General features: G+C 65.9%; 19 protein-coding genes. 11 read left to right on the forward strand and 8 right to left on the reverse strand.

Annotated features, from left to right (window positions below; all coding sequences use genetic code 11):
* Positions 1-2: 2 nt before the first annotated feature.
* Positions 3-923, forward strand: coding sequence for a carbon-nitrogen hydrolase family protein (locus tag FHG09_RS01745; RefSeq protein WP_152345971.1), 921 nt, complete (start codon positions 3-5; stop codon positions 921-923).
* 86 nt (positions 924-1,009) lie between these two features.
* Here the strand turns inward: FHG09_RS01745 and FHG09_RS01750 are convergent, their stop codons facing one another.
* Positions 1,010-2,218: a PucR family transcriptional regulator gene (locus FHG09_RS01750; RefSeq protein WP_152345972.1), complete on the reverse strand. Its 1,209-nt coding sequence runs from the start codon at positions 2,216-2,218 to the stop codon at positions 1,010-1,012.
* 214 nt (positions 2,219-2,432) lie between these two features.
* On the opposite strand from FHG09_RS01750, the gene FHG09_RS01755 reads away from it, so the two are divergent.
* From FHG09_RS01755 to FHG09_RS01765, 4 genes are read left to right on the forward strand one after another with little or no spacing between them, the layout of a single operon-like run.
* Positions 2,433-4,052, forward strand: coding sequence for a hydantoinase/oxoprolinase family protein (locus FHG09_RS01755; protein WP_319803238.1), 1,620 nt, complete (start codon positions 2,433-2,435; stop codon positions 4,050-4,052).
* Between the two features lie 15 nt (positions 4,053-4,067).
* Positions 4,068-4,514 carry a hypothetical protein gene (locus FHG09_RS20230; RefSeq protein WP_319803239.1) on the forward strand — a complete coding sequence of 149 codons (447 nt, stop codon included), beginning with the start codon at positions 4,068-4,070 and terminating at the stop codon, positions 4,512-4,514.
* A 10-nt stretch (positions 4,515-4,524) separates the two neighbouring features.
* A complete protein-coding gene (locus tag FHG09_RS01760) occupies positions 4,525-6,501 on the forward strand; it encodes a hydantoinase B/oxoprolinase family protein (RefSeq protein WP_152345973.1) in 1,977 nt (658 codons plus the stop codon).
* A gap of 54 nt (positions 6,502-6,555) precedes the next feature.
* Positions 6,556-7,632: a VanZ family protein gene (locus tag FHG09_RS01765; protein WP_152345974.1), complete on the forward strand. Its 1,077-nt coding sequence runs from the start codon at positions 6,556-6,558 to the stop codon at positions 7,630-7,632.
* 80 nt (positions 7,633-7,712) lie between these two features.
* On the opposite strand, the gene FHG09_RS01770 is transcribed toward FHG09_RS01765, so the two are convergent.
* From FHG09_RS01770 to FHG09_RS01780, 3 genes are read right to left on the reverse strand one after another with little or no spacing between them, the layout of a single operon-like run.
* Positions 7,713-8,753: a phosphotransferase gene (locus FHG09_RS01770; protein WP_152345975.1), complete on the reverse strand. Its 1,041-nt coding sequence runs from the start codon at positions 8,751-8,753 to the stop codon at positions 7,713-7,715.
* Positions 8,740-10,029, reverse strand: a complete 1,290-nt coding sequence (locus tag FHG09_RS01775; protein ID WP_152345976.1) for an aspartate aminotransferase family protein — start codon at positions 10,027-10,029, stop codon at positions 8,740-8,742. The genes FHG09_RS01770 and FHG09_RS01775 overlap by 14 nt, the downstream gene beginning before the upstream one ends.
* Positions 10,030-10,061: 32 nt before the next feature.
* Positions 10,062-10,529, reverse strand: coding sequence for an Lrp/AsnC family transcriptional regulator (locus tag FHG09_RS01780; protein ID WP_152345977.1), 468 nt, complete (start codon positions 10,527-10,529; stop codon positions 10,062-10,064).
* A 119-nt stretch (positions 10,530-10,648) separates the two neighbouring features.
* Here FHG09_RS01780 and FHG09_RS01785 point away from each other — a divergent pair, with 119 nt between their 5' ends.
* From FHG09_RS01785 to FHG09_RS01795, 3 genes are all read left to right on the forward strand, one after another.
* The gene (locus FHG09_RS01785) at positions 10,649-11,818 is read left to right on the forward strand and encodes an amidohydrolase (RefSeq protein ID WP_152345978.1); all 1,170 of its coding nucleotides are present in this window, start codon (positions 10,649-10,651) and stop codon (positions 11,816-11,818) included.
* Positions 11,815-12,942 carry a pyridoxal-phosphate dependent enzyme gene (locus FHG09_RS01790; RefSeq protein ID WP_152345979.1) on the forward strand — a complete coding sequence of 376 codons (1,128 nt, stop codon included), beginning with the start codon at positions 11,815-11,817 and terminating at the stop codon, positions 12,940-12,942. The genes FHG09_RS01785 and FHG09_RS01790 overlap by 4 nt, the downstream gene beginning before the upstream one ends.
* A 294-nt stretch (positions 12,943-13,236) precedes the next feature.
* On the forward strand, positions 13,237-14,634 hold the full coding sequence (locus FHG09_RS01795) for an alanine/glycine:cation symporter family protein (protein WP_152345980.1): 1,398 nt from the start codon (positions 13,237-13,239) through the stop codon (positions 14,632-14,634).
* A gap of 80 nt (positions 14,635-14,714) precedes the next feature.
* On the opposite strand, the gene FHG09_RS01800 is transcribed toward FHG09_RS01795, so the two are convergent.
* Both FHG09_RS01800 and FHG09_RS01805 read right to left on the reverse strand, forming a co-directional pair.
* Positions 14,715-16,172, reverse strand: a complete 1,458-nt coding sequence (locus tag FHG09_RS01800; protein ID WP_152345981.1) for a PepSY-associated TM helix domain-containing protein — start codon at positions 16,170-16,172, stop codon at positions 14,715-14,717.
* A gap of 90 nt (positions 16,173-16,262) precedes the next feature.
* Positions 16,263-16,949 carry a hypothetical protein gene (locus tag FHG09_RS01805; RefSeq protein WP_152345982.1) on the reverse strand — a complete coding sequence of 229 codons (687 nt, stop codon included), beginning with the start codon at positions 16,947-16,949 and terminating at the stop codon, positions 16,263-16,265.
* A gap of 80 nt (positions 16,950-17,029) precedes the next feature.
* Between FHG09_RS01805 and FHG09_RS19680 the strand changes: the two genes are divergently transcribed.
* Both FHG09_RS19680 and FHG09_RS19685 read left to right on the forward strand, forming a co-directional pair.
* The gene (locus FHG09_RS19680) at positions 17,030-17,482 is read left to right on the forward strand and encodes a hypothetical protein (RefSeq protein WP_193627240.1); all 453 of its coding nucleotides are present in this window, start codon (positions 17,030-17,032) and stop codon (positions 17,480-17,482) included.
* A 2-nt stretch (positions 17,483-17,484) separates the two neighbouring features.
* The gene (locus tag FHG09_RS19685) at positions 17,485-17,838 is read left to right on the forward strand and encodes a PadR family transcriptional regulator (RefSeq protein WP_193627241.1); all 354 of its coding nucleotides are present in this window, start codon (positions 17,485-17,487) and stop codon (positions 17,836-17,838) included.
* A gap of 100 nt (positions 17,839-17,938) precedes the next feature.
* On the opposite strand, the gene FHG09_RS01815 is transcribed toward FHG09_RS19685, so the two are convergent.
* Positions 17,939-18,889: a ketopantoate reductase family protein gene (locus tag FHG09_RS01815; RefSeq protein ID WP_152345984.1), complete on the reverse strand. Its 951-nt coding sequence runs from the start codon at positions 18,887-18,889 to the stop codon at positions 17,939-17,941.
* Between the two features lie 133 nt (positions 18,890-19,022).
* Here FHG09_RS01815 and FHG09_RS01820 point away from each other — a divergent pair, with 133 nt between their 5' ends.
* Positions 19,023-19,745, forward strand: a complete 723-nt coding sequence (locus tag FHG09_RS01820) for a TetR/AcrR family transcriptional regulator (protein ID WP_152345985.1) — start codon at positions 19,023-19,025, stop codon at positions 19,743-19,745.
* On the opposite strand, the gene FHG09_RS01825 is transcribed toward FHG09_RS01820, so the two are convergent.
* Complete coding sequence (locus tag FHG09_RS01825) at positions 19,723-23,196, reverse strand: DEAD/DEAH box helicase (RefSeq protein ID WP_152345986.1); 3,474 nt, start codon at positions 23,194-23,196, stop codon at positions 19,723-19,725. The two genes, FHG09_RS01820 and FHG09_RS01825, sit on opposite strands and share 23 nt — an antisense overlap.
* Between the last annotated feature and the right edge of the window lie 202 nt (positions 23,197-23,398).

The raw sequence follows: 23,398 nt of genomic DNA on the forward strand, positions 1-23,398 counted from the left end.
GCATGCCCACAGCAGCAGTCGTCCAAGCAGGGTCGATTCCCTTCGACGCCGGAGCTTCCGTCGACAAGGCGATTCGCCTGATGAGAGAAGCCCGCGACAACGGCGCCGAGATCGCCGTCTTCCCCGAAGCGTTCATCGGCGGCTACCCGAAGGGCAGCACGTTCGGTGCTCCGGTGGGTCTGCGCACGGACGACGGCCGCAGGCAGTACGAACGCTACAGCTCCGGAGCGGTCTCGCTCGACGGTGCGGAAGTCGAACGATTGGTCGAAGCAGCCAGCGAGCTCAACCTCTTCGTCGTCATCGGGATCATCGAACGCCTCGGCAACACCCTCTACTGCACTGCCCTCATGCTCGATCCCGGTTCCGGTATCGCCGGTGCGCACAGAAAACTCATGCCCACCGGTTCGGAACGGCTCGTCTGGGGTTTCGGCGACGGGTCGACACTCGACACCATGGACACACCGCTCGGTCGGGTCGGTTCGGTCATCTGCTGGGAGAACTATATGCCGCTGCTGCGACAGGCGATGTACGCCAAGGGCGTGGAGCTCTACTGCGCTCCGACGGTCGATGACCGCCCGACGTGGTCCGCGACGATGACGCACATCGCTCTCGAGGGGCGCACACATGTGCTCTCGGCCTGCCAGTTCATCACCAAGGACGCCTATCCGGACGACCACCCGTTCGAGGCCGACCTGCCCTATAGCAACACGGCCATCCGCGGCGGCAGCATCATCATCGCACCCTCCGGAGAGGTCCTCGCCGGGCCGGTCTATGACGAGGAGACGATCCTCTACGCCGACATCGACCCTGCCGCGAAGACCCGCTCCCACCTCGACTTCGACGTCGTCGGCCACTACTCCCGCCCGGATGTCTTCGAACTCACGGTCCACTCCGAGACACGCAGCTCGGTGAGTTTCGACTGAGCGCGGGCCGCAGGAAAGCGCGTCGCGGGAGCGCAGACGTCGGCGGAGCGGAACTCCCGGCGCCGCCGTCCCGGCACTCGCGTCATTCAAGCCCCGTTGCCCATCCGCCGACATTCGAGGGCGACCACGACATCGGCCACAGCTCGAGGGTCGGTCAGGCGTGCGCCGAGTGCGTTCTCGATCTGACCGAGCCGGTAGCGCACGGTGTTCTCATGCACGTTCAGGGCACGGGCCGCCTCGGCGATGTTCCCGGCGCAGCCGAGGTAGGTCGTCAGCGTCGGCCACGCATCCGTTCCCTGCGCAAGGTGTTCGAGGAATCGGCGGGCGATCTGCTGGTCGAAGCGCGAACTCATCCTCGCCGCGGCCCACTCGACCGGGCGCATTTGCTCGACGTGGATGATCATGCCCGATTCCGCTGCTGCGAGGGCGACGTCGGCCGATCGCAGCATCTCGGGGACCTGACTGAGCGCGGTGAAGGATTCCGAGACCCCCGCTCCGCTCATGCCGTCGGTGAGGAACTCCTCGATCGCGAAGTCCTCCGCGCACAAGGCGGTCATCTCATCCAGCGAGGAATGTGCTCCCGAATCGCTGAGAACGACGCCCTTCATCGCCGTCAACGGTTGGTCGCCGGCCGCGAAGTCCGTGCCTCGGCGCGACCGCGCGCCAGGTGCCGAGGGGATCGCAGCCGAACGAGTCCGTACGACACGGACGGGGGCATAGGCTTCGAACCCGAAGTTCTCCAGCGTTCGCCATTTGGCCGGCTCACGCCCCGGTGCGATGCCGGCTTCGAGCTCACGCATCAGTCGTGCCGATTCCTCCCTGCGAGTACTCATCGAGAACGACTCGAAACCCTCGAAGGCTTGGAGGATCTTCACCGCAGTGTCGAGCACGAGCGCCACGTGCTCGCTGCCAGGGCGCATCTCTCCCTCGGCTCGACCACGGGCGCCGGTGCCCTCGTGCACGGCGATGACGATCGTATGCACACGCTGGCGTATGCGCACGACTCGAGACGAGACATTCCACCTGCCGATCTGGCCCTGTCGTGCCTCTGACTCCGGCCCCGAGTCCCTGTGAGACTCGTTTGCGACCGACCCGGCGGAGACTTGTGCAAGGACCCAATCGGAGACGAGATGCGCCGGTGCGGCTCCCACCGCTCGGAGCGTCTCGCCCAACTCATTGACGACCATCGCTGAACCGCGGCAGATCCGGGCCGCCTGCGCGACGACGGACCCGAGCGGGTCCCCGGCACCGAGGGACCCCAACAGCGTCTCGAAAACCTGCTCACGGCTGTTCATTCACGACCTCCTCGCCTCTGCGGCGCCGCCTCTTCGTTCTCAGGAAGCTCCCCGAATCGCGAGGGAGGGAGAGATCGACAACGCCCACCAGCAGTTTCTCCCAGAGTTTGTGGATTCCACAAGCGATGGACCAGTGATCCTTTGGATCCTCCATTGACCGCGCTCGGCGGACGGGCCACGATGAGGGGCAGATCACACAATCGAAGGAGATAACGTGGCCAATCTGCGCGTCGCCGTCGACGTCGGCGGCACATTCACCGACATCTGTATTTTCGACGAGTCCACCCAGTCCATGCGAGTGACCAAGGTTCCGTCCACACCGGACAATCCGATGACCGCCGTGCTCAACGGCGTCAGGAGAGCGGACATCGATCTCAGCGATGTCGAGCTCTTCTCGCATGGGACCACCGTCGCTACCAATGCGCTCATCACTCGTAGATTCCCCAAAGCGGCCATGGTGACTACCAAAGGATTCCGCGATGTGATTGAGATCCGCGATGGCACGAAAGACGATCTCTGGGATGCTTACTCCGATGTCTCGGAACCCTACATCCGCCGCCGTGATCGCTTCGAGGTCCCCGAACGCATCGACTTTTCCGGCAATGTCGTCAGCCCGCTCGACGAGGATACCGCCCGCGACCTCGGTCGCCTGCTGCGCAAGCGTGAAGTCGACACCATCGCCGTGTGCTTCATCAACTCCTATGCGAACCCCACGCACGAGCTCCGCATGCGCGAGATACTCGCCGAAGAGCTGCCGGAAGCGAGCATCTCGACCTCGGCGGAGATCCTCCCGGAGATCTTCGAGCTGGGCCGCTTCAACACCACCGTGGCCAACGCCGTCCTCGGCCCCCTGGTCTCGGGGTACGTCGAGAACCTCGACAGGAGCCTCACTGCCGACGGCTACACCGGAGAACTGCTCCTGCTGCATTCGGGCGGCGGATCGATGACCTCCGAAGTGGTCAAACGCTTCCCAGTCCGCCTCGCCGCCTCAGGCATCGCAGCCGGGGCGATCGCTGCTCAGCACGTCGCCGAACAGTGCGGATTCACAAATGCCGTCGGACTCGACATGGGCGGGACCTCGACTGATATCTCCCTCATCGCCGATGGCGAACTGCGCGAGACCAATGAATGGCAGGTCGAGTACGGTCATCCCATCGTCTTCCCCAGCATCGAGGTGCTCACCATCGGCGCCGGCGGCGGTTCGCTGGCGCACATCGACATCGCCGGCTCTCTGCGCAACGGTCCGCAGTCGGCCGGCGCCGACCCCGGACCAGCCTGCTACCGCCGCGGCGGCACCGAGCCGACGAACACCGATGCCAACCTCTGGCTCGGACGGCTCGGCACTGACCTCGCCGACGGCGAGATGACCCTCGACCGGACGAGCTCGAAGGCGGCGATCGAATCGACGATCGCGACTCCGCTCGGCCTCGACACAGACACGGCGGCCGATTCCATCATCAAGGTCGCGAATGCGAACATGGCTGACGCCGTCCGCCTCGTCTCGATCCGGCGGGGCCTCGACCCCCGCGACTTCGCGCTCATCGCCTTCGGCGGTGCGGGAGCGCTGCACGGTGCGGACGTCGCGAAAGAACTCGACATCCCCACCGTCATCGTGCCGCCGAACCCCGGCGTCACCTCGGCGCTGGGGTGCCTCCTGGTCGACATCCAGCACGACCTCTCGCAGATGTATACGGGTGCGGCAGACGCTGCCGACGCCGATGCCGTCGAAGAGCACTTCCGGGAACTCGAGCTCGAGGGCCGAGAGCGCCTCCGCCATGAGAAGGTCGTCGAGGAGGACTCAGTGTTCCAGCGCGGCATCTCCATGCGCTACTAAGGACAGTGGCGCTCGTTGCAGGTCAAGATGGGAAGCGGCCCGCACGCTCTGAAGGAAGCCGTGCAGCTCTTCCACGAGGAACATGAGAAGCAATATGCGTTCCGACAGGACGAGACGCCGGTCGAGATCTACCAGCTCCACCTCAAGGCACTCGGCAAGACACCGAAACCCAGCTTCAAACCCTCCCCGGTGAGCTCGGGCGACCCCGGTGAGCCGATCGAGATCCGCGACGTCCACTTCGAAGGAAGCTGGCACCGGACTCCGGTCTACCAGCGGGAGAACCTGCCCTCCGGCGCGGCATTCATCGGACCGGCGATTCTCAATCAGATCGATTCGACGACCGTGATCCCGCCCGGGGCCTCAGCCGTCATCGACGAATGGTTCAACATCAGGATCAGCCTGCCCACAGCCACCAGCGAAGAGACCGCCGCAGTCGGCAACTCGACGCAGAACGCAGTTTGAGGAGAGTCCCATGACCGCGACAACACCAGCAGAGAAGACCTCAACCCTCGACCCAGTCACCTTCGAAGTGCTCAAGAACGCCTTCGCCACCAGTGTCGATCTCATGAGCGAACAGATCCTGCGCACCTGCTACTCGTTCGTCATCTACTCCCGTGACTTCTCGTCGGCCCTGTGCGACAGGTACGGCAACACGGTGATGCAGGGCAGCGCGGACATCGCCGTGCACGTCGGAACCCTCCACTTCCAGTGCAAGGCCGTGATGGAGGAGTTCGGCGACGACATCAGCCCCGGCGACGTCTTCCTCATCAACGATCCCTACAGAGGCGGCACCCATTTCAACGATGTCAGCTTCGTCCGGCCGATCTTCTCGGAGGGCGAGATCATCGGCTTCGCACAGAACAAGGGCCATTGGGCCGACATCGGCGGCTCCGTACCGGGTTCTTTCGACGTCTCTGCCTCCGAGCACTTCGGTGAGGGGCTGAGGATCACCCCGCTGCGAGTCTGGCACAAGGGCCGGTTCCTGCATGATGTCGCGCAGCTGCTCGTGTCGAACACACGCGCTCCCGCTCAGGCTCTCGGCGACCTCAATGCGCAGGCAGAGGCAACGGCTGTGTGCGAACGCGAAGTCCTGCGTCTCGTCGACAAATATTCGAAAGACACCGTTCTCGACGCGATGCAGGAGACCCAGGACTATGTTTGCCGCACGGTGCTCGCCAGTCTCGGCGATCTGCCCCGCGGGGAATGGGAGACCGTCGACTACCTTGACGGAGACCCGGCCAAGGGCGAATGGCTGGCCCCCATCCGGGTCAAGCTCACCCTTGACGGCTCCGGCATCCACTACGATCTCACAGGTTCCGCCGAAGCAGTCTCGACCTTCCTCAACTCGGGCTACGGGACTACGTTCTCCGCAATCTACGCGGGAACGAAGACCTTCTTCCCGGAGGTGCCACTCAACTCCGGGTTCTATGAGGCGGTGACGGCCGAGATCGGCGAGGAAGGCACCGTCGTCAACGCCGGCTGGCCACACGCGGTGACCGGCTTCTGTTCGGGACCGTATGAAAAGGTGATGAACGCGATCTTCGAGCTGTGGTCGCACATCATGCCTGAGCGGGCGATGGCCTGCGCGTTCAATCTCGAATATCTCCTTGTGGGTGGTCATGATGCGCGGGTCAGATCCAGCCCCTACTTCATGTGGTACGACTGGATGGCCGGAGGCTGGGGAGGACGGTCGACGAAGGACGGGTCCTCGGCGACTTCGCCGGTCTTCGGCACTGGACTCGCCGTGCAGCCAGTCGAAGGCCAGGAGCGGCTGACGCCGGTGCTGACCACCCAGCATTCGATCAACACCGATTCCGGCGGACCGGGCCGGTTCCGCGGCGGCTGCGGGGTCAACAAGGGCGGCATCCTCACGGATGCCTCGGGCGCGGTGATGAGCTACTGCTGCGATCGCGGCCGCTCGACGACCTGGGGCATCAACGGCGGGCTGCCTTCGATCCCGCACGGAGTCTGGCTCAATCCGGCGGCCGAAGACCGTACCTACCTCGGCGCGACTTTCTCCAACGTTGCGATCTCTCCTGGCGACACCTTCGAGCGGCCCAGCGCGGGCGGCGGCGGATTCGGCGATCCGCTCGATCGGACCACCGACGAAGTCCTCGAGGACGTCATCGACGGCTACGTCTCCATCGACCGCGCCGCCAAGGACTACGGAGTCGTCATCACCGAGATCGATGCCGAACTCGACGAATACGAGGTCGATGAGGCGGCGACGACACGCGAGCGCGCTCGGGTCCGGTCCGAACGCGCCTCCTGGCTCGATGCCGACGCCGCCGAAGTGGCCCGCCGATACAGGGAGGGCGAGATCACCGTCCACGACGTGATCCGTCGGCACGGAGTCGTCCTGGACTGGGGCACCGGCGAACTCCTCGAGAAGTCCACGGGACAGTTTCGGGAGAGCATGCGCGCCCGTTCGGCATCGCACTGGAGCTGAGCTCTCTCGACGCTCAGCCGCCGCTGACCTGGGCGGACACGTAGGATTACGAGAATGAGCACCTTCGTCATTCCCGCCTTCGTGGCCGTCCTCGTCGGCTGCGGCATCGCCGTTTTGGCCTTCGTGCCGTTCGTCGCGATCAGCTATCGCCGCCGAGGCGGACTGACGTTCTGGCGCACGCTGGTATGGCTGGCTGCCGCGATCTACGCGATGGCGCTGTGGACGTACACGCTGCTGCCGGTCCCTCCGGCCGATGAAATCACCTGTGCGGCAGTGCAGCTGCGACCCTTCCAGTTCTTCGCCGACATCCTCAGCTTCGATACCGGCAGCGTCCGTGCGCTGATGACCAACCCTGCGGTCCTGCAGGTGGCCCTCAACGTCATCCTCTTCGTCCCGCTCGGCTGGTTCGTCAGGCAGCTCGCCGGACGAGGCATCGTCGTGGCGACGATGACGGGGCTGGCCGCCTCGGCGCTCATCGAGATCACCCAGATCACCGGGATCTGGGGCCTCTACTCCTGCGCCTACCGAGTCTTCGACGTCGACGATCTCATGATGAACACCTTCGGCGCGGTCCTCGGCTCTCTCGCGAGCCTGCTCCTCCTGCGCAGGCGTGAGGGCCTGCAGGAGGTCGACGCGCCACGCCCGCTCACGGTGACTCGTCGGCTGACCGGCATCCTCTGCGATCTGCTCATCTGGGGGCTGTTCGGGTGGACCGTCGCCCTCGCCGTCGGAGTCATCGCGGCCGTCCTCGACGACGGGAGGATCAGCGAACCGGGGCAGATCGTCACGTTCATCGGCTTCGCCCTGCCCTTCGCCGCCCAGCTGCTCTCGGTGCTTGGCAGAGGCGTGACCCTCGGCGAACGGCTCGTCCTCATCGCGGCCGTGCAGGTGAGGCGCCCCGCGGGGCTCAGCCGGATCCTGCGGTTCCTGTTCGGCATCGGCGGATACATGCTCCTGACCCAATGGACTTTCCCGCTCTCCGGGCTGCTCCTCTTCCTCCTCGTCGCGGTCTCCGCCGTCATGGTGTTCACAACCCGCCGTCACCGCGGCCTGGCATGCGTGGTGTCGGGAACCGAAATCGACGACATCAGGGCGAGGGCCCAGGCAGCGCCGGATTCGGTCGACGACTGAACGCTCCGTGGCCGATCGCAGTCAACCCCCACTTCGACGAGGTGGCTCCGGCCCCGGCCCCGGCGGGGGACTATTCTGCCTCAGTGAGGTGGCCCCGCCTCGGCGAGGTGGGCGATGAGGGGCCAGGTGTGCGCGGACCGCTGGAGGGCGTACTCGCTGTCGGCGGCATCGACGGCGCGTGCCTGCCATTGGGCCCAGTTCATGCACAGCCGCATCAGCGCCATCTCACCGACGATCTCGAGTTCGGCTGGCTCGGGTTCGAGCACGCTGCGATAGCCGTCGACGACGGCACGGAACGCGGTTTCCGGATCGCTTCGGCGCAGCATCGCATATGCTCCTGAGATCGCGAGGTCCGAGATCCGCGGGGCGCACACGGCATCATTGAAGTCGATGACTCCGCCCACGGCCGTCCCGGTCTCGTCGAGGACGACGTTCGCGTCGTGCAGGTCGTGGTGGATGACCGACCGTGGAAGGTCACCGAGTCGCGGAAGCACCCACTCGGCGAAATGTTCGGTGATGCCCCGCACGACCGACACCTGCCCTCCCCGCTTTGTCCCGGCCAGGTCTCCCCGATCTTGCTCAAGCCGGTCGAGCGCGCGTCCGACGACGAGGGGGCCGCGCTCGATCATCCAGTCGTGACCAGGGACGTCCGCCGGCATCTCGACTGCGGCCAGCGCCAGAGTCAGCCGCGCCGAGGCCTGCCCGAGCGAATGCAGCAGCTCGGCCCCGGCGCCGTCGACGCTCGGATTCTCGTTCCACAGCCGCCCGGGAATCCACGTGACCACCCGCACGAGGTGCGTTCCGATGCGCACGTGCCCACGCCCGTCGAGTGCCGACAGAATCGTCGGGGTCGGGAACGTCACTTCCGGGCTCGCCGCCGCAGCCTCGAGCACCGTCTCCTGCCAGCGAAGCATCCCCTCGCCGAGGCTGTCCGCACTCACTTTCGCCAGCAGCATCCCGTGAGTGGGATCAGCGAACCGAACATTGACGTCGAACTCGCCCTTGAACAGCTTCGGCTGCTCCACCCGCACCCCATAGAGGTCGCCGAGTTCGGCCATGATCGCAGTGAGATCGGGTGGCAGCGTGTCCTCGGTCGAGGGCACGGGCTCACTCGCCTGCATTTGCGGCTTCCGCTTCGCCTCGGGCGAGTACGCGGGCGAACCCGCCGGCGAGCTCACGCAGTTCGTCGTCGGTGATGACCAGCGGAGGCCGGATCTTGAGCACCGAACCCGCCCGTCCGGTCGTGCTCACGAGGATCCGCTCGGCATACAGGCGCTCGACCATCTCCTTCGCCCGCTCGGCCGCCGCCTCTGCGGTGATGCCCCCGGTCTCGAAGTCGATGCCGACCATGAGCCCGCTGCGGCGCACCAGCGCGGGTGTGCCCGAGGCCTCGATCGCCTCGGTGAGCAGATTCTCGAGCAGTCGACCGCCCTCCCGTGCCCGTGCGGCCAGGTCGCCGGATTCGAGGGCGGTCAGCACCACCTCGGCGGCGGCGACGGGAACGGCGGTGCCAGCGAACGTGTTGAAGTAGCGCTGCTCGGCACCGAAGTCGTCGAAGATCTCCCGTGGTCCGAGCACCGCAGAGATCGGCAGTCCGTTGCCCATCGGTTTGCCCGAGGTGACGAGGTCGGGGATGACGTCGAGACGCTGGAAGCCCCAATCGGCACCCGTGCGACCGAATCCGGACTGCACCTCGTCGGCGATCCAGAGTCCCCCGTGGTCGCGCACGGTCCCTGCCGTGACTGCGAGCGAGCGAGGTTCGAGGATTCCGTCGCTGGTCACGGTCGAGTCGAGGATGAAGGCTCCGAGGGGATGCCCGCGTGCCTCGAGTCGCCGGGCGGCTCCGGCGATCGCCTCGGCGAGCAGGTCGTCGAAGTCCGCGGCGTCCCAGGCGGGCAGGTCGATCGGTTCGACGTGCTCGCCGACCTCGGCGCCGGCGAGGCTCGGGGAGATCGCGGCGACCGCCGAGGTGGTCCCGTGGTAGGCATGGCGGGTGACGATGACACCGTCGCGGCCGGTGGCATGGGCGGCCAACCGCAGCGCGAGGTCATTGGCCTCCGAACCGCTGCAGGCGAAGACGACGGCTTCGAGTCGTGCGGGGAAACGGTCGACGAGGCGTCGCGCATAGTCGATGACTCCCTCGTCGAGGTAGCGGGTGTGCGAGTTCGCGCGACCGAGCTCCACGGCGACGGCGGAGCGCACGGTCGGTGAGGAATGGCCGAGGACCGGCACATTGTTGTAGGCGTCGAGGTAGTCCTCGCCGTTGACATCGGTGATGGTGCAGCCGTGGGCGGAGGCGACGGTGAGCGGTTCGGAGTAGAAGGTCCGATAGGTCCCGCCGAGCACGCGTGAGCGGTCTTTCGCCAACGTGGTTGCCGGTGCTGACTCGTCTGCCATGGTCGACTCTCCTCTTCGAAACGTCTGTGAGCTTACCTCAGTGGCACCGTCAGGCCGACCTTCGCGGCGTCCATGACGACCTGGGTGCTGAAGCGTCGAATATTGTCGTCGCCGAAGAAGAGCTGCCTGGTCAGCTCCGTGTACTCGGCCATGTCCCGGACCAGCATGATGAGCACGAAGTCCCATTCGCCGGCCACGTAGTAGCACTGCTGGACCTCCGGACGTTCGACGAGCGAGGCACGGACCGCATCGAGCTTGTCCAGCTGTTCGCTCTCGACGGCGAGCTGGGCGATGACCCGCACCGGGCGGCCGAGGAGTTCAGGGGCCAGACTCAGAGTGCTGCCGAGGATGACGCCGGCTTCGGTCAGTCGCTTGAGTCGCCGATTGACCGCGGCCGTTGAGAGTCCGACGCGTGCGCCAAGCGCGGATTGAGGCAGGCGCGCATCGGCCTGCAGCGCTTCGAGCAGTCTCAGGTCGATGTCGTCGAGAGTCGTATCCACGCCTCAAGTCTCAACGATTCACCATCGGCGCGCAAAGATATTGCGTCTGGCCCTACATAAACCGATCACTTTGTCAGTTGCAATTGAATGTCTTCGCGCCAGTGCAGGAGTCTGAGGGTATGACAGCAGACCACATCGACCTGGCCACCCGGTGGCGCAGGCACCTTCACCAGATCCCGGGCACTGGATTCGACGTCGGCGAGGCCGCCGATTTCGTCGCCCGCACCTGCACCGACCTCGGTTGGGAGGTGACGACAGGGATCGGCGGCAGCGGTGTCGTCGCCTCCCTCACCCGCGGGACGAGCTCGCGGGCGATCGCCCTGCGAGCCGACATGGACGGGCTGCCCATCGAGGAACGCACCGGCGTTGCATACGCGTCGAAGAACCACGGCACCATGCACGCCTGCGGACACGATGGGCACATGGCGATGGTGCTCGGAGCCGCCTCGGCGCTGGCGAAGGACATCGCCTTCGACGGAACCGTCCGTCTGTTCTTCCAACCGGCGGAGGAGCCGGGCACCGGCGCCGAGGCGATGATCGCCGATGGACTGTTCGACCGGTTCCCCACCGACGAGGTCTACGGACTGCACAACATCCCGGGCCTGCCGGCCGGCGAGATCCACACCCGCCCCGGATCGCTCATGGCCGCCGAGGACAACTTCGAGATCCGCATCACCGGCCGCGGCGGGCATGCCTCGGCTCCGCAGCACGTCATCGACCCTATGGTCATCGGCGCCGAGATCGTCCTGTCGCTGCAGACCATCGTCGCCCGCAGCATCGACCCGCTCGACTCGGTCGTCGTCTCGTGCACGGAGCTGATCACCGACGGCGCCCGCAACGCCATCCCCGATCAAGTGGTCATCCGCGGCGACGCGAGGACGTTTACCGATGCCGACAGCGCTCTCGTCGAAACCCGCATCCGGGAGATCACCGAGGGTGCCGCACTGGCTCATCGCGCCTCGAGCGAGGTTGTCTACACCCGTGTGTTCCGCCCGACGATCAACGATGCCGACTGCGTCGCCCATGCCGCCGCAGCAGCTCGGCGCGCGGTGGGAGCCGACAGGGTCGACGCGTCCTGCCGGCCGATCACCGCCAGCGAGGACTTCGCCGCCTATGCCCGCGCGGTCCCGGCCTGCTTCGCCTTCCTCGGCGCCGGCGAGATCACCGAAGGCGGCACGGCACCGCTGCACAGTCGCGACTTCGACTTCAACGACGCGATCCTCGGTGCGGGGATCGGCTTCTATACCTCACTCGCCACCGCCCGCTTGCCCGAAGGGAACCGCTCATGACCACGGCAGACACAACCGAGACTCACTGGACCGCCAACGACCGTGACCGCAACTGGTCGAGTCCCGATCAGGACGATGCGGCCCTGAATTTCCATCGTTCCCTCCCAGGTTACGAGCCCACTGCGCTCGTCGCACTGCCGGAGCTCGCCCGTGAGCTCGGCGTCGCCGCGGTCTTCGCCAAGGACGAGTCGACACGGCTGGGCCTGCCCGCGTTCAAGGCCCTCGGCGCCTCGTGGGCCGTCCACCGTGCACTGGAGGCGGCGCAGGCGGACACCGACGCCGAGGTGGTTACCGCCACCGATGGCAACCACGGTCGCGCCGTGGCCCGGTTCGCCCGGGAGGCGGGGCATCCGGCCCGCATCTTCGTGCCGGCCGGTGGCATCCACCCGAGCGCCGTCGCCGCCATCCGCGGTGAAAGTGCCGAAGTCGTCGAGCTTGAGGCCAATTACGATCAGACCGTTGAGGCAGCAGCCGACTATGCGGCCGCCGACGGCGGGGTGCTCGTCCAGGACACCGCGTGGGACGGTTACGAAGAGGTTCCCGGATGGATCGTCGACGGGTACTCGACCCTGTTCCGTGAGATCGACGCTCAACTGAGCGACTCCGGCCATCACGCTCCTGACCTCATCACCGTTCCGACCGGCGTCGGGTCTCTGCTGCAGGCCGCACTCGCGCACTACCGCCGAGCCGGAGCTATGGCCGACGGCGGGAGTGCAGTCGACAGCGCCCACGACACGGCGGTCGTGTCGGTCGAGCCGGACACTGCGGCGTGCATGGGCCCCAGCCTCGCCGCCGACCGACCCGTCACCGTGGAGACCGGGCAGACGATCATGTCGGGGCTCAACTGCGGAACCCCCTCTTCACTGGTCTGGCCGCTGGTGCGCAATGGCCTCGACGCCGCAGTGACGGTGAGCGAGAGCGCCGCCGTCGCCGCCGCGCACCGGCTCGCCGAACTCGGAGTCGCGGCCGGACCGTGCGGAGCCGCCTCGCTGGCAGGAGCCATAGAGGCGCTCACCGGTTCGGACAAGGACTCCCGTCGCCGGCACCTGGGCGTCGACGCCGACAGCGTCGTCGTCCTGACCATCACCGAGGGTGCTGAGGCCAACCCGGTGCCCGACGTCTGAGGCGCTTGAAGCACCTGAGGCAACTCGGCGCCTGAGACACCTTCGCATCTGAGCCGATGAGGCTCTGACAACACGCAGCACCTGAAGCCCCTGCCGCGGATCATCCGCATCGTCTTACGGCGAAGATCCGCGGCAGCTGCCCACCGAACGCGCCCGAAAACACCGGCTCAGCACGAGCCTGCGCACCGACGCGCACCTTGGCCGTCGACCGCGCGTCTCTTACTCGCAACAGCGCTGATCCGCGCATATGCGACCGCACTTTCACATTCGACACTGCAGATACGAGGAATCCCAATGGAGTTGATTACCGCGATCAGTGATTTCCTGTGGGGGAACATCATCGGCTACGTGCTTCTGGCACTGGGCCTGGTCTATTCGATCGGCCTCTTCTTCCCACAAGTGAGATATTTCGGCCATGCTCTCTCCGTCATGAGATCAAGCCTCAAAGGAGGCGACGGGAGGATCTCCGGCTTCTCGACGTTGATGGCGTCGGTCGGCAGCCAGGTCGGGACCGGCAGTCTCGTCGGCGTCTCCAGCGCACTGGCAGCCGGTGGACCCGGCGCGATCTTCTGGATGTGGGTCACCGCAGCCTTCGGAATGGTCATCACATTCGGCGAGACCGTGCTCGGTCAGGTATACCGCGAACGCCAGGAGGACGGCACCTACCGCGGGGGAACCGCCTACTACATCGAGAAGGGGCTGGGAAGCCGCCCGCTGGCGATCGTGATCGCAGTCCTCTACATCTTGGGAATCGGCATCGCGATCGCCTCGATCCAGACGAACTCCATCGCCAACGCGGTCACCGGAGTCGTCGAGATCAATCCCCTGATCCCCGGAGTCGTCGTCATCGCCCTGGTCGGACTCGTCACCGTGGGCGGAGTCAAACGACTGGCCGACATCTCGAACCTCATCGTCCCGTTCATGGCGCTGGGCTACCTCGCGATCGTCATCTTCATCATGGTCGCCAATGCGGCCGCACTCCCCGAGGCGGTCACGACCATCATTCAGGCCGCATTCCATCCCTCTGCCGCAGTGGGCGGAGTAGGCGGATACACGATCATGGAAGCATTCCGTCACGGCACGGCCAGGGGCCTGTTCTCCAATGACGCCGGCAACGGATCGGCCGCGATGATGCACGCGACGGCCGATGTGAAACACCCGGTGCAGCAGGCGATGCTCGGCATGCTCGGCACGTTCATCGCGACGATCCTGATCTGTTCGGCGACGGCATTCGCGATTCTGTCCACCGGGGCGCTCGCGGGCGGACATGATGGGATCAATCTGCTCCAGGATGCGTTCTCCACCGGCGTCGGCGACGCCGGCAGGTGGGTGGTGCTCGCTGCCATGTTCCTCTTCGGGTTCACGACGCTGCTGGCCAATGTCTTCTATGGCGAGACGAATCTGCGCTTCATATTCCGCAGCAAGGCCGGTGGCCCGATATGGGTCTATAGGATCATTGCCGTCGTCCTCCTCGCAGTCTCGAGCATCACGCCGTTGAGCTCGATCTGGGCGTTCGTGGACTTCTTCATGGCACTCATCGTCTTCGTCAACCTCGTCGCGCTTCTCATTCTGTTCCGGCATGTGCGAGGTGCCCTCCAGGACTACGTGCGGCAGCGCCGGGCCGGAGTCGATCAACCGGTGTGGCCGGGTCGCGAAACCGAGGCGGATTCTGAGGCGGTTCGCAGCAGCTGAGATCCACAGCGGTGTCTTCGGGCTGCGCGCCGGCACCTCGGCACGCAGCCCGAAATCTATCGGATGAGCTGTTCCCCTGATCAGCTCACGAGGGCCTCAGCAACCTGCCGTCTCCGGCTCCGATGCCGAGCCAGCACCCCCAGCACCACATCGAAGATGACGAACACGACGAGGCTGATCCCCACCATCGGGAGGAGCCACCCGATACCGACGGCGGCGAGGACGACCACGGCGAGGTCCCACCTCGGTGCTTTCGCAAGCGCACCTCGCGCGGGAACGACTCCGAACCTCTTCGACGGCTCGTGCTTCGGACGCCGCTGCCACCACATGCGGTAGCCCCACACCACCATCGAGGCGATGCCGACGGCGAGGACGAAGAGCACGATCTGGTTGGCCAGGCCGAACATCGAGCCCATGTGCAGGTCGATGCCCCAGCGCGCGAGCTTCGCGGGCACGCTGTAGTCGGCGAAGTCGACCCGATCGGTGACCTCCATCGTCTCGGGGTCGAAGGCGACGGCGTCGACCTTCGTGGGGAAGCTGCGCTGGATCTCCTGGACCACCCACGCCGAGTGGTCGTCGGCAGGCGGTAGGATCTCGACGAGCCCGGTGTCGATATTGACGTCTTGTCCCATCGACAGCATCATGTCGAAGTCGGCAGGATCGATTGCGGCGTGGTTGTCGGCGCTGCCGGCCTCCTCGGCGGAGGAGCTGTCACCGTGGTGATGGGCATGCACACCCGTCGCCGAGGCTCCGCCGAGTTCCGTCGAAACGGCCGGCGTCTCCCAGCTCAGCGCCGCGCGAAGCTTCGTGACATTGTCCCCGCCGAGCTGCGACCAGGTGATCCCGGTCGCCGACAGGAACAGCATGCCGATCGCCGCCCACACGCCCACCGAGGAATGCCAGGAGAAGGTGCGCCGCAGTCCCTGATGCTTCCGGCTCGGTCGAAGCATCGCGGTGGGCTTCTTCGTCCTGCGGGCCCGAAGGATCCAGAGCACGAGACCCGCGGCCGCGACGATTCCCAGCCACGAGGCGGCGAGTTCGCTGTAGAGCCGGCCGACGTCGCCGAGGTGGAGGCTGCGGTGCATCTGGTCGATCCACGTGCGCAGCGGCAGGGCACCTGAGGTTCCGTAGACGGTGAGGTCGCCGACCACCTCGGCGGTTCCGGGATCGACGAAGATCGCCCGGGATTCGCTCTCCCCCAGGCTCGGATCGGAATACATCACCCGGGTCGTGTTTCCCGGTCCCGGCGCCGGTCGCACTGCGGACGGCGTCGCCGCATCGCCGATGACGGCGTTCGCCGCCTCGACCTGGCTGGCCAACGGCAGAGGGTGATCGGTGGGTGGGGCGTACAGCTGCTCGGCATAGACCGCCTTCTCCAGCTGCGGGCTGATTGCGTAGAGCGCCCCGCTGAGCGCGGCGATGAGGATGAACGGGCCGACGAGGATGCCGGCGTAGAAGTGGAGGCGGCGCAGGAGCTCGCCGAACCACGGGGCGGAGTGCCTCCGGTTTTCGGGCACGGTTGCAGAGGGTGTTGTCATGATGATGCTTTCTCTCGGTTTCGCTGACTCAGCTGTGGTCAGCACGGACCGCACCGGCTCAGTGGAGCCGATGTGCGGGTGTGGTGAGTGTCAGAAAGCAGGCTGCGGAGGTCCCCGCCGCAACACCGGGGACCGGAGCACGCCGAGGCTGCGCGGCACCACCGGCTCGACGCCGATCTGGCGCCGCGGTCCGGCGATGAGCGGGCGAAGGACGACGAGCCTTGGGATGGCTGCCCGGATGATGAGGCGAGCGAACTCGCCGAGCATGACCGGCAGCCGCTCTGCCCAGTAGATCATCGCGATCGTCACGATCCCCGCGATGCAGTGGGCCACAAGCATCGCCGGTGAGGCATGGGAATGCATCGCGTGCCCAGCGGCCATGGTTCCGTCCGGGGACGGGTGCACATTCGGAGCGGAATGCATCGCGTGCGCCCCGGCCGCCCCGTAACCCACGCTGTGGCTTGCGGTGCTGTGGGCCGAGTGGCTGCCGAGCAGTCCGGTCAGTCCGCCGGCCGCGGCCGAACCGGTGGGGGTGAACAGGGAGAAGAGAAGATGGAACAGCGCCTGGCTGACACCGACCGAGATCGTCAGCCGCGGCAGCGACAGTCGGCGCCCGGCGAGCAGAACGCAGACGAGGCTCGACAGCGCCAGCGGCACGATGACACCCATCGCCGTCGGAAGGGCACCACCACCGAGGATGTGCGAGGTCAGTGCGACGAAAGTCGCCGCCGCCGCGGCGAGGCTGCCGCGCAGAGCGCGCCGGTGCCTGACTCTCATCTCCACGGATCCATTCTCACACAGCGAACTGCGAGAGACTGCTCTTGCCGAATGCAGTGAACCTTAGGTACAGTACCAATATGTCTACAACGCCGCAGACAACATCGCCCGCCAATTCCCGCACTCTTCTGCTTCCGTACACGCTCGGCCTCATCATCGCCATGGCCATCGTGCAGAGCGTCATCGCTGCCACCGGCGGCGAGGTCACGGTCCTCGCCGGAATCCTCACCGCCGTCGTCGCCTTCGGCATCGTCGTATGGCTGTGGCGGAATCTGCGCGTGCTCAAACGCGTGCGCTTCGGGGTCGCCATCGCCCATGTCATCGCGTTCGTCACCGTGACGACCTCGTACAACCTCCATGCGATCGTCCGCCTCATGGCCGCAGGCGCCGTCGACAGGACTGCTTCGGACATCGCTCAGGCCGCCCTCGGCGGTTCGTGGTTCGGAGTCACTGTCGTCATGAGTGCGCTGTGGGGGCTCGGCCTGCTCATCCACCTCATCGGCAGCGTCCTCGGTCGCGGCTGGGAGGACTGAGTGTGGCGGCCGAGACTCCGGAAGAGCGGGAGTGGCTGGATCACCGCGTCGATTCCTGGGTCGAGACGTACAAGAAGTCGATGCTCACCCCCGTCGCGCTCTCGCTGGTCGCCACTCATCAGCCGGCTGAGATCTCGACCATTGCCGAGGCGGTCACCGCCGCCACCGGCTGGCAGATCACCGAACGCGGCCTCTACCGCACGATCAAGCGCCTGCAGGACTCCGGGCTCCTGGTCAGCGCGGCCGTCGATGCCCCGCGGACCGGCGCGAAACGCAAGCTGCTGTCCCTGACCCCGCTGGGCGCGAGCTATCTGTCGGAGATCCGGGGCCACCTCGTCGAGGTGCCGGGTCGATAGTCTCGTTCTCCGTGACACTCTCAGCCTGTGGGCTGAGCACGCTCAAGCCGCCGCTTCGACGCTCATCGGGCCGGATCGGCCGGAGTGCAGCCGTCGGAACCTACTTGAAAGCCGGCTCGTTCGCTTCGAGCCTGGGAACCGAGACTCCCAGGCGTCTGGCGTCGGCGAGGACATCTCGCGGGTAGATGGCCTTCGCCTCATAGTCGATGTGACCGGTGTCCTGGGCCTGTCTCATGACGACAGCGGAGATGGTGTCACCAGCCAGCAGCTTCTCAAGCACGAACGCGAGGACACCTGCGGGAACATGCTTCACTGCCGTCGCACCGAGTCTCGCCGTGCCTCCTTTCGCCGTGAGCACGGGGATCATCTCACGCACGAGTCGGACGACCTCGCGCAGAGCAGGCCGGGATCGGACGAGAGTGTCGAAACTTCCGGTCCGCAGCCATCCGACCATGATGGCGGCATCGAGGATGACATGGAACCACAGCCAGCTCCGGAAATCTGCCACGTGCGAGATCGAGAAACCGGCGGCCTCGAAGAGCTCGGTGACCTCACGATGCCGGGTGGTGCGACTCGACCCGTCGATGTCGCCGAAGAAGACGGCCTTGACGAATCCGCCTCGCAGAGTATTGCCTGAGAATCCCCCTCCCCCGCCGGGGAAGCCCCACACGACCTGGTCGCGGGGCAGCGACTTCACCGCGGCTGCGGGTTCGGCCCAGACATTGTTGAAGATGAGCACAGTGGCATTGCCGACCCGGGTGCTGAGGAAGTCGGTCACGGTCTCCAGCTGGTCATGGTTGACGCTGACGACGATGAGATCGTAGTCGTGATCGGCTTCGAGATCCTCACGCAGCGTGACGGGCCACAACCCTGTCACCGGTGTCCCCTTCAATGCCTTCGTCCTGCCGTCTCTCATGTCCAGATCGACCGACGGTCCGAAATCGGCGGCACGTCCGGGGCGAACGTAGAAGTCGACGTCGTTCTCCGCCTTGTCCAGGGCCCATCCGTACAGCGTCGAAATGACCCCACGGCCGAACATCAGTATCTTCATCTCAGCAACTCTTCTCTGCGCCTTCGGGCGCTTCGCACTGCTCCACAGCATGTGGAATGCAGTTTCCACTTACGTCTAAGCTAAGCGGAGGACCCATCGCTGCATTCCGAATCCGGCGGAAGTGAGAGAAGAAATGACGGAGCCGACTCAGTTCGACGCGCAGAACACCGACGGCTTCGCTCCCCCACGCCCGAGGCTGCGGGCGGATGCCGCCCACAACCGGGCTCGGATCGTCGCCGCGGCCAGACAACTCTTCGCGGACCGAGGCATCGACGTCCCCATGACAGCGATCGCCAGGCGGGCAGGGGTCGGTGCGGCCACCCTGTTCCGCCGGTTCCCAGATCGCAGGTCACTCATCGACGAGGTGCTCTCGACTCAGATCACACATTGCGAATCGGTCCTCGACGGTGCCGCCACGGACCCAGATCCGTGGCGCGGTTTCTGCACCTTCGTCGAAGAACTCGGCCGGATGCAGGTCGAGGACCGTGGATTCACCGAGGCCTTCCTCACGACGATCGCCGAGGACTCGGCCGCTGTCGAGAAGAGCAATCACGCGGAGTCGACGTTTGCGAAGCTCGTCTGCCGGGCCCAGGAGTCCGGCCGACTGCGCCGCGACTTCGACCCCAGCGATCTGCTGCTGATCTTCCTCGCGAACAGCGGTGTCAGTGCGGCTCCGCCCGAGCACGCCCACGATCTCTCAAGGCGGCTCATCGCCTATCTGCTGCAGAGCTTCGAGGCGAAGGGGCGCGGCGGCGGGCAGCGACTGCCCCAACCCAGACGCATGGCGCTCAAGGATGTCTTTCACTCTGCCGGGCCGACAGATCGTCGGCCGCTCACCCCTCCAGCAGGCCCTTGATGTCCGCGGCCGAGATCACCTCGCTGAACGCACTGCCCTCGTCCATGAGCGCGGTGAACAGTTCGGCCTTCTTCGTCTGCAGCGTCAATACCTTCTCTTCGATCGTGTTCTCGGCGACGAGTCGGTAGACCATCACACTGCGGGTCTGCCCGATGCGATGTGTCCGGTCGACGGCCTGATTCTCGGCGGCGGGGTTCCACCACGGGTCGAGCAGGAACACGTAGTCCGCCTCGGTGAGGGTGAGTCCGAATCCGCCGGCCTTGAGGCTGATGAGGAACACAGGCGCGCTGCCCTTGCGGAAGGACCCGATGACCTTCGTCCGATCCTTCGTCGACCCGTCGAGGTAGACATAGTCGATCCCGTTGGCCTCGAGCTCGACGGCCACCGCACGCAGATAGCTCGTGAACTGGCTGAATACCAGGGCCCGATGGTCTTCATTCCGGACCTCACCGAGGTGGCTCATCAGCACACCGAGTTTGCTCGAGGTGATCCCCGAATCCGCGTATTCGGTCACGATCCCAGGATCGAGGGCGAGCATCCGCAGCAGAGTCAGCGACCGGAAGATCGCGAACCGGTTCTTCTCGAACTCGCCGAGGAGGCCGAGCACCTGCTTGCGCTCGCGCTGCAGAACCGTGTCGTAGAGTCGCCGATGCGCCGGTTCGAGTTCGACCGTGAGCACCTGCTCCTGTTTCTCCGGCAGATCCGCTGCGACGAGGTCTTTCGTCCGCCGCAGCATGAACGGGCGCAGCCGCGACCGCAGCCGATCCATCCGCTCCGGCGCCTCACCCGATTCGATCGGCCGGACGTAGTCCTCCTTGAACCTCTTCGCATCCGGGAACAGCCCGGGTGAGGTGATCGCGGCCAGCGACCACACGTCGGTCAGCGAATTCTCCATCGGTGTGCCCGTGATCGCCAGCCGGAAAGGAGCCTCGAGGCGCCGGGCCGCGCGGTGCGTCTTCGCCTGATTGTTCTTCATGAACTGGGCCTCGTCGAAGACGACTCCCGCCCAATCGACGCCGGCGAATTCGTCGATGTCCAAACGCATCACCGCGTACGAGGTGACGACGATGTCGGCACCGGTGACCGCCTCGGCGACGGGGCGTTTCCGCTTCTTCGCCGTCTCCCCCACTGCGGTCACGTTCAGATGCGGGGTGAACTTCCGCGCCTCGAGCACCCAGTTCGCCACCACCGAGGTGGGGGCGACGACGAGGAACGGCGGTCGGTGATCGGTCGGCCGCAGTGTCCGATCGTGGTCGATGAGGGCAAGCGTCTGCAGGGTCTTGCCCAGTCCCATATCGTCGGCGAGGATCCCGCCGAGGTGGTGCTCACGGAGGAACGCCAGCCACCGGAATCCTTCGGCTTGGTAAGGCCGCAGCTGCGCGTTCACGGTCTCGGGCACGGCCACCTCGGCGATGGTGTCGAGACCCCGCAGCCCGTCTATGAGTGCGGTCCAGCGCGGATCGTCCGCGACGTCGTCGGCGAGGTCCTCGAGTTCATCGTAGAGAGCGGTCTGGTAGCGGCTGATCTGCGGATTCTCCGGTGAGAAGCCATCGAGGGCGTTCGCCTCGGCGAGGAGGTCGCGCAGTCGGTCGAAGGCGGGGTTCTCCAGTGAGAAGAACGAACCGTCGTCGAGGATGAGGTGCGACTGCTCTTGGGCCAGAGCGGTGAAGAGCTCGACGAAGGGGATGTCGCGGCCGTCGACGGTGACGTCGATGCCGAGGTCGAACCAGTCCGAGTCATCGGTGGCCGACGTGCGGATGCTCACCTGCGGAGTCGCCTCGAGTTCGCGGAAGTCAGGGGCAGCATCGGCGTCGGCGACAGTGACCTCGACGTCGTCCAGTTCCCGGATCCGGGGCAGGGTCCGGGTGCTGTAGGTGGCGGCGTCGATGCCGGTCAGCGTGGTCGATTCCGCTCGAGCGGCGTCGGGGTCGATGGCGCGCAGGCGGCGGAGCACGGCGTGTTCGAACTTCTGGTCGCGTCCGCGCACCTGGTCGGACAGTTCGCTGTGATGCGGCACCAAGGAGCAGGCCCGCTGCGGCGAATAGTAGGTCCATGACCAGGCCAGACGCATCGTCGGGGTGGTCGCTTCCTTCCCGCGGTTGCGTGTCCCGGGAGTTTCGTAGCGGATCTGCAGGTTGAGGTGGGGAGACTTCTCGACGGGCAGGTCGACCGATCCGTCACTGCTGATGAGCCGCTCACCGTCGGCGCGGGCACGGCCTGGCCGGTTCGGGGGTGTCCGCAGGAGCGGGAGGATGCGGTCGAAGAAGTCCTCGTGCGCCGTGGCGGGGATTCTGGTCACGGCGGCATCGTTGAGGATGGTGCGCTGCGGTGGAGTCAGAGGTTCATTCAGCGGCGCAAGGGTGATCGCGGCCTTCGCTTTGCCGACCATCTCCAGACTGTATATGCCGCTGCGACCGATGGGCCGCACATCGCGGGCCGACACCGATCGACCGTCGATGGCGAGATCGGCGCTGAGGAGGAGGTCAGCGTCGTCGCGCGTGACGTCGAGGTGGAATTCGGCCTGCCGACCCAGGCGGATCTCGATCTGCTTGTCGGCACTGACGAGAGGAATGTCGAGGTCAGCGGCCTGGCTGAGCAGTTCCCAGAGGAAGGGCGAGCCGAAGTCGTCGAGTGAGATCATCGAGCTCGCGGTCGAATAGCCGGGACGGCCGAGGCCGTCGTCGAGGGTGACCAGTCGGTAGAACCATTCGAACTGGTCGGCGTCGAAACGAGAGGAGTTGAGTCGTGATGTGAACCAGTGCCATCCCGCCTGCCCTTTGATCCAGTTGCCCTTCGCCCCGGGCACGAGCGGCCGCACGTACAGCTGCGGCTCGGGTTCGTCGGGGAGCTCGGAGACCTTGAGCTTGGACGGAGCCCTGTTGAAGTAGCTGCGCTGCGGAGGACGATGAAGTTCGAAGCCGAGGGCCACAGTCTCGGTTCTCGGGCTCGACCGGCGCGAGGCCTCGACGATGCGGTCGAGTCGCTGCCGCCACTCGGGTTTCTGCGCGCGTCGAGGCGGCGACCATCCTCCCCAACGACTCGTCGACTGCCCGCCCGGATCGGCGATTGCGGTCGAACTGCCGACGGTCGGGTCGGCTTCGCCCGACCGGCGAATGGAACCGGCGTCCAGGATCGCCGATGTCCGCAGCTCCAGCATCTGCTGGTTGTTGACGATGAGCACGGCCACACAGTGTTTGCAGTAGCCGCCGACCGGGCAGGTGCAGTCGGTGCCCAGGATCTCGCAGGGCTCTTCTTCGTCGTCGAAGACGATGGTGGTCTGATAGAGCCCACCGGATCCGGCGACATCGGCGACGAGCTGCCGCTCTGCTTCGTGCCAGGCCACCCGCAGCACCTGGCCGATCCTCGCGTAGTCGCTGCCGCGCGCGAAGGTGCCGGGATCGGCGAGGCTTCTCAGCTCCTCCGTCGGCACGATTGTCATGGCTCGATCCATGACACCAGTCTTTCATCCGCCGCTGACACGGGGCTGCCCGTGCTCATGCCGGGCAGATCGACTGCCCCGCCGATTCGCTGAGCCTTCTGCTCTTACAACCCCGCCGGGGCAACCCTCATCGCCTTTGACCGGTCGGGTCTGGAAGGGATCATTTCGCGGCCACTTGGTTGAAAGCCCAGAGGGGCGTCCAGATTCGGGCTAC

It is taken from the genome of Brevibacterium sp. CFH 10365 (assembly GCF_009299785.1).
Classification (GTDB): Bacteria; Actinomycetota; Actinomycetes; order Actinomycetales; family Brevibacteriaceae; genus Brevibacterium; species Brevibacterium limosum.

Coding starts and splice junctions, on each gene's coding strand:
- FHG09_RS01800 (WP_152345981.1), bottom strand. CDS start 16,172: ATGACAACACCCTCTGCAACCGTGCCCGAAAACCGGAGGCACTCCGCC.
- FHG09_RS01820 (WP_152345985.1), top strand. CDS start 19,023: ATGACGGAGCCGACTCAGTTCGACGCGCAGAACACCGACGGCTTCGCT.
- FHG09_RS01760 (WP_152345973.1), top strand. CDS start 4,525: ATGACCGCGACAACACCAGCAGAGAAGACCTCAACCCTCGACCCAGTC.
- FHG09_RS01795 (WP_152345980.1), top strand. CDS start 13,237: ATGGAGTTGATTACCGCGATCAGTGATTTCCTGTGGGGGAACATCATC.
- FHG09_RS01825 (WP_152345986.1), bottom strand. CDS start 23,196: ATGGATCGAGCCATGACAATCGTGCCGACGGAGGAGCTGAGAAGCCTC.
- FHG09_RS01785 (WP_152345978.1), top strand. CDS start 10,649: ATGACAGCAGACCACATCGACCTGGCCACCCGGTGGCGCAGGCACCTT.
- FHG09_RS01775 (WP_152345976.1), bottom strand. CDS start 10,029: ATGGCAGACGAGTCAGCACCGGCAACCACGTTGGCGAAAGACCGCTCA.
- FHG09_RS01745 (WP_152345971.1), top strand. CDS start 3: ATGCCCACAGCAGCAGTCGTCCAAGCAGGGTCGATTCCCTTCGACGCC.
- FHG09_RS01790 (WP_152345979.1), top strand. CDS start 11,815: ATGACCACGGCAGACACAACCGAGACTCACTGGACCGCCAACGACCGT.
- FHG09_RS19680 (WP_193627240.1), top strand. CDS start 17,030: ATGTCTACAACGCCGCAGACAACATCGCCCGCCAATTCCCGCACTCTT.
- FHG09_RS01815 (WP_152345984.1), bottom strand. CDS start 18,889: ATGAAGATACTGATGTTCGGCCGTGGGGTCATTTCGACGCTGTACGGA.
- FHG09_RS01750 (WP_152345972.1), bottom strand. CDS start 2,218: ATGAACAGCCGTGAGCAGGTTTTCGAGACGCTGTTGGGGTCCCTCGGT.
- FHG09_RS01765 (WP_152345974.1), top strand. CDS start 6,556: ATGAGCACCTTCGTCATTCCCGCCTTCGTGGCCGTCCTCGTCGGCTGC.
- FHG09_RS01805 (WP_152345982.1), bottom strand. CDS start 16,949: ATGAGAGTCAGGCACCGGCGCGCTCTGCGCGGCAGCCTCGCCGCGGCG.
- FHG09_RS01770 (WP_152345975.1), bottom strand. CDS start 8,753: ATGCAGGCGAGTGAGCCCGTGCCCTCGACCGAGGACACGCTGCCACCC.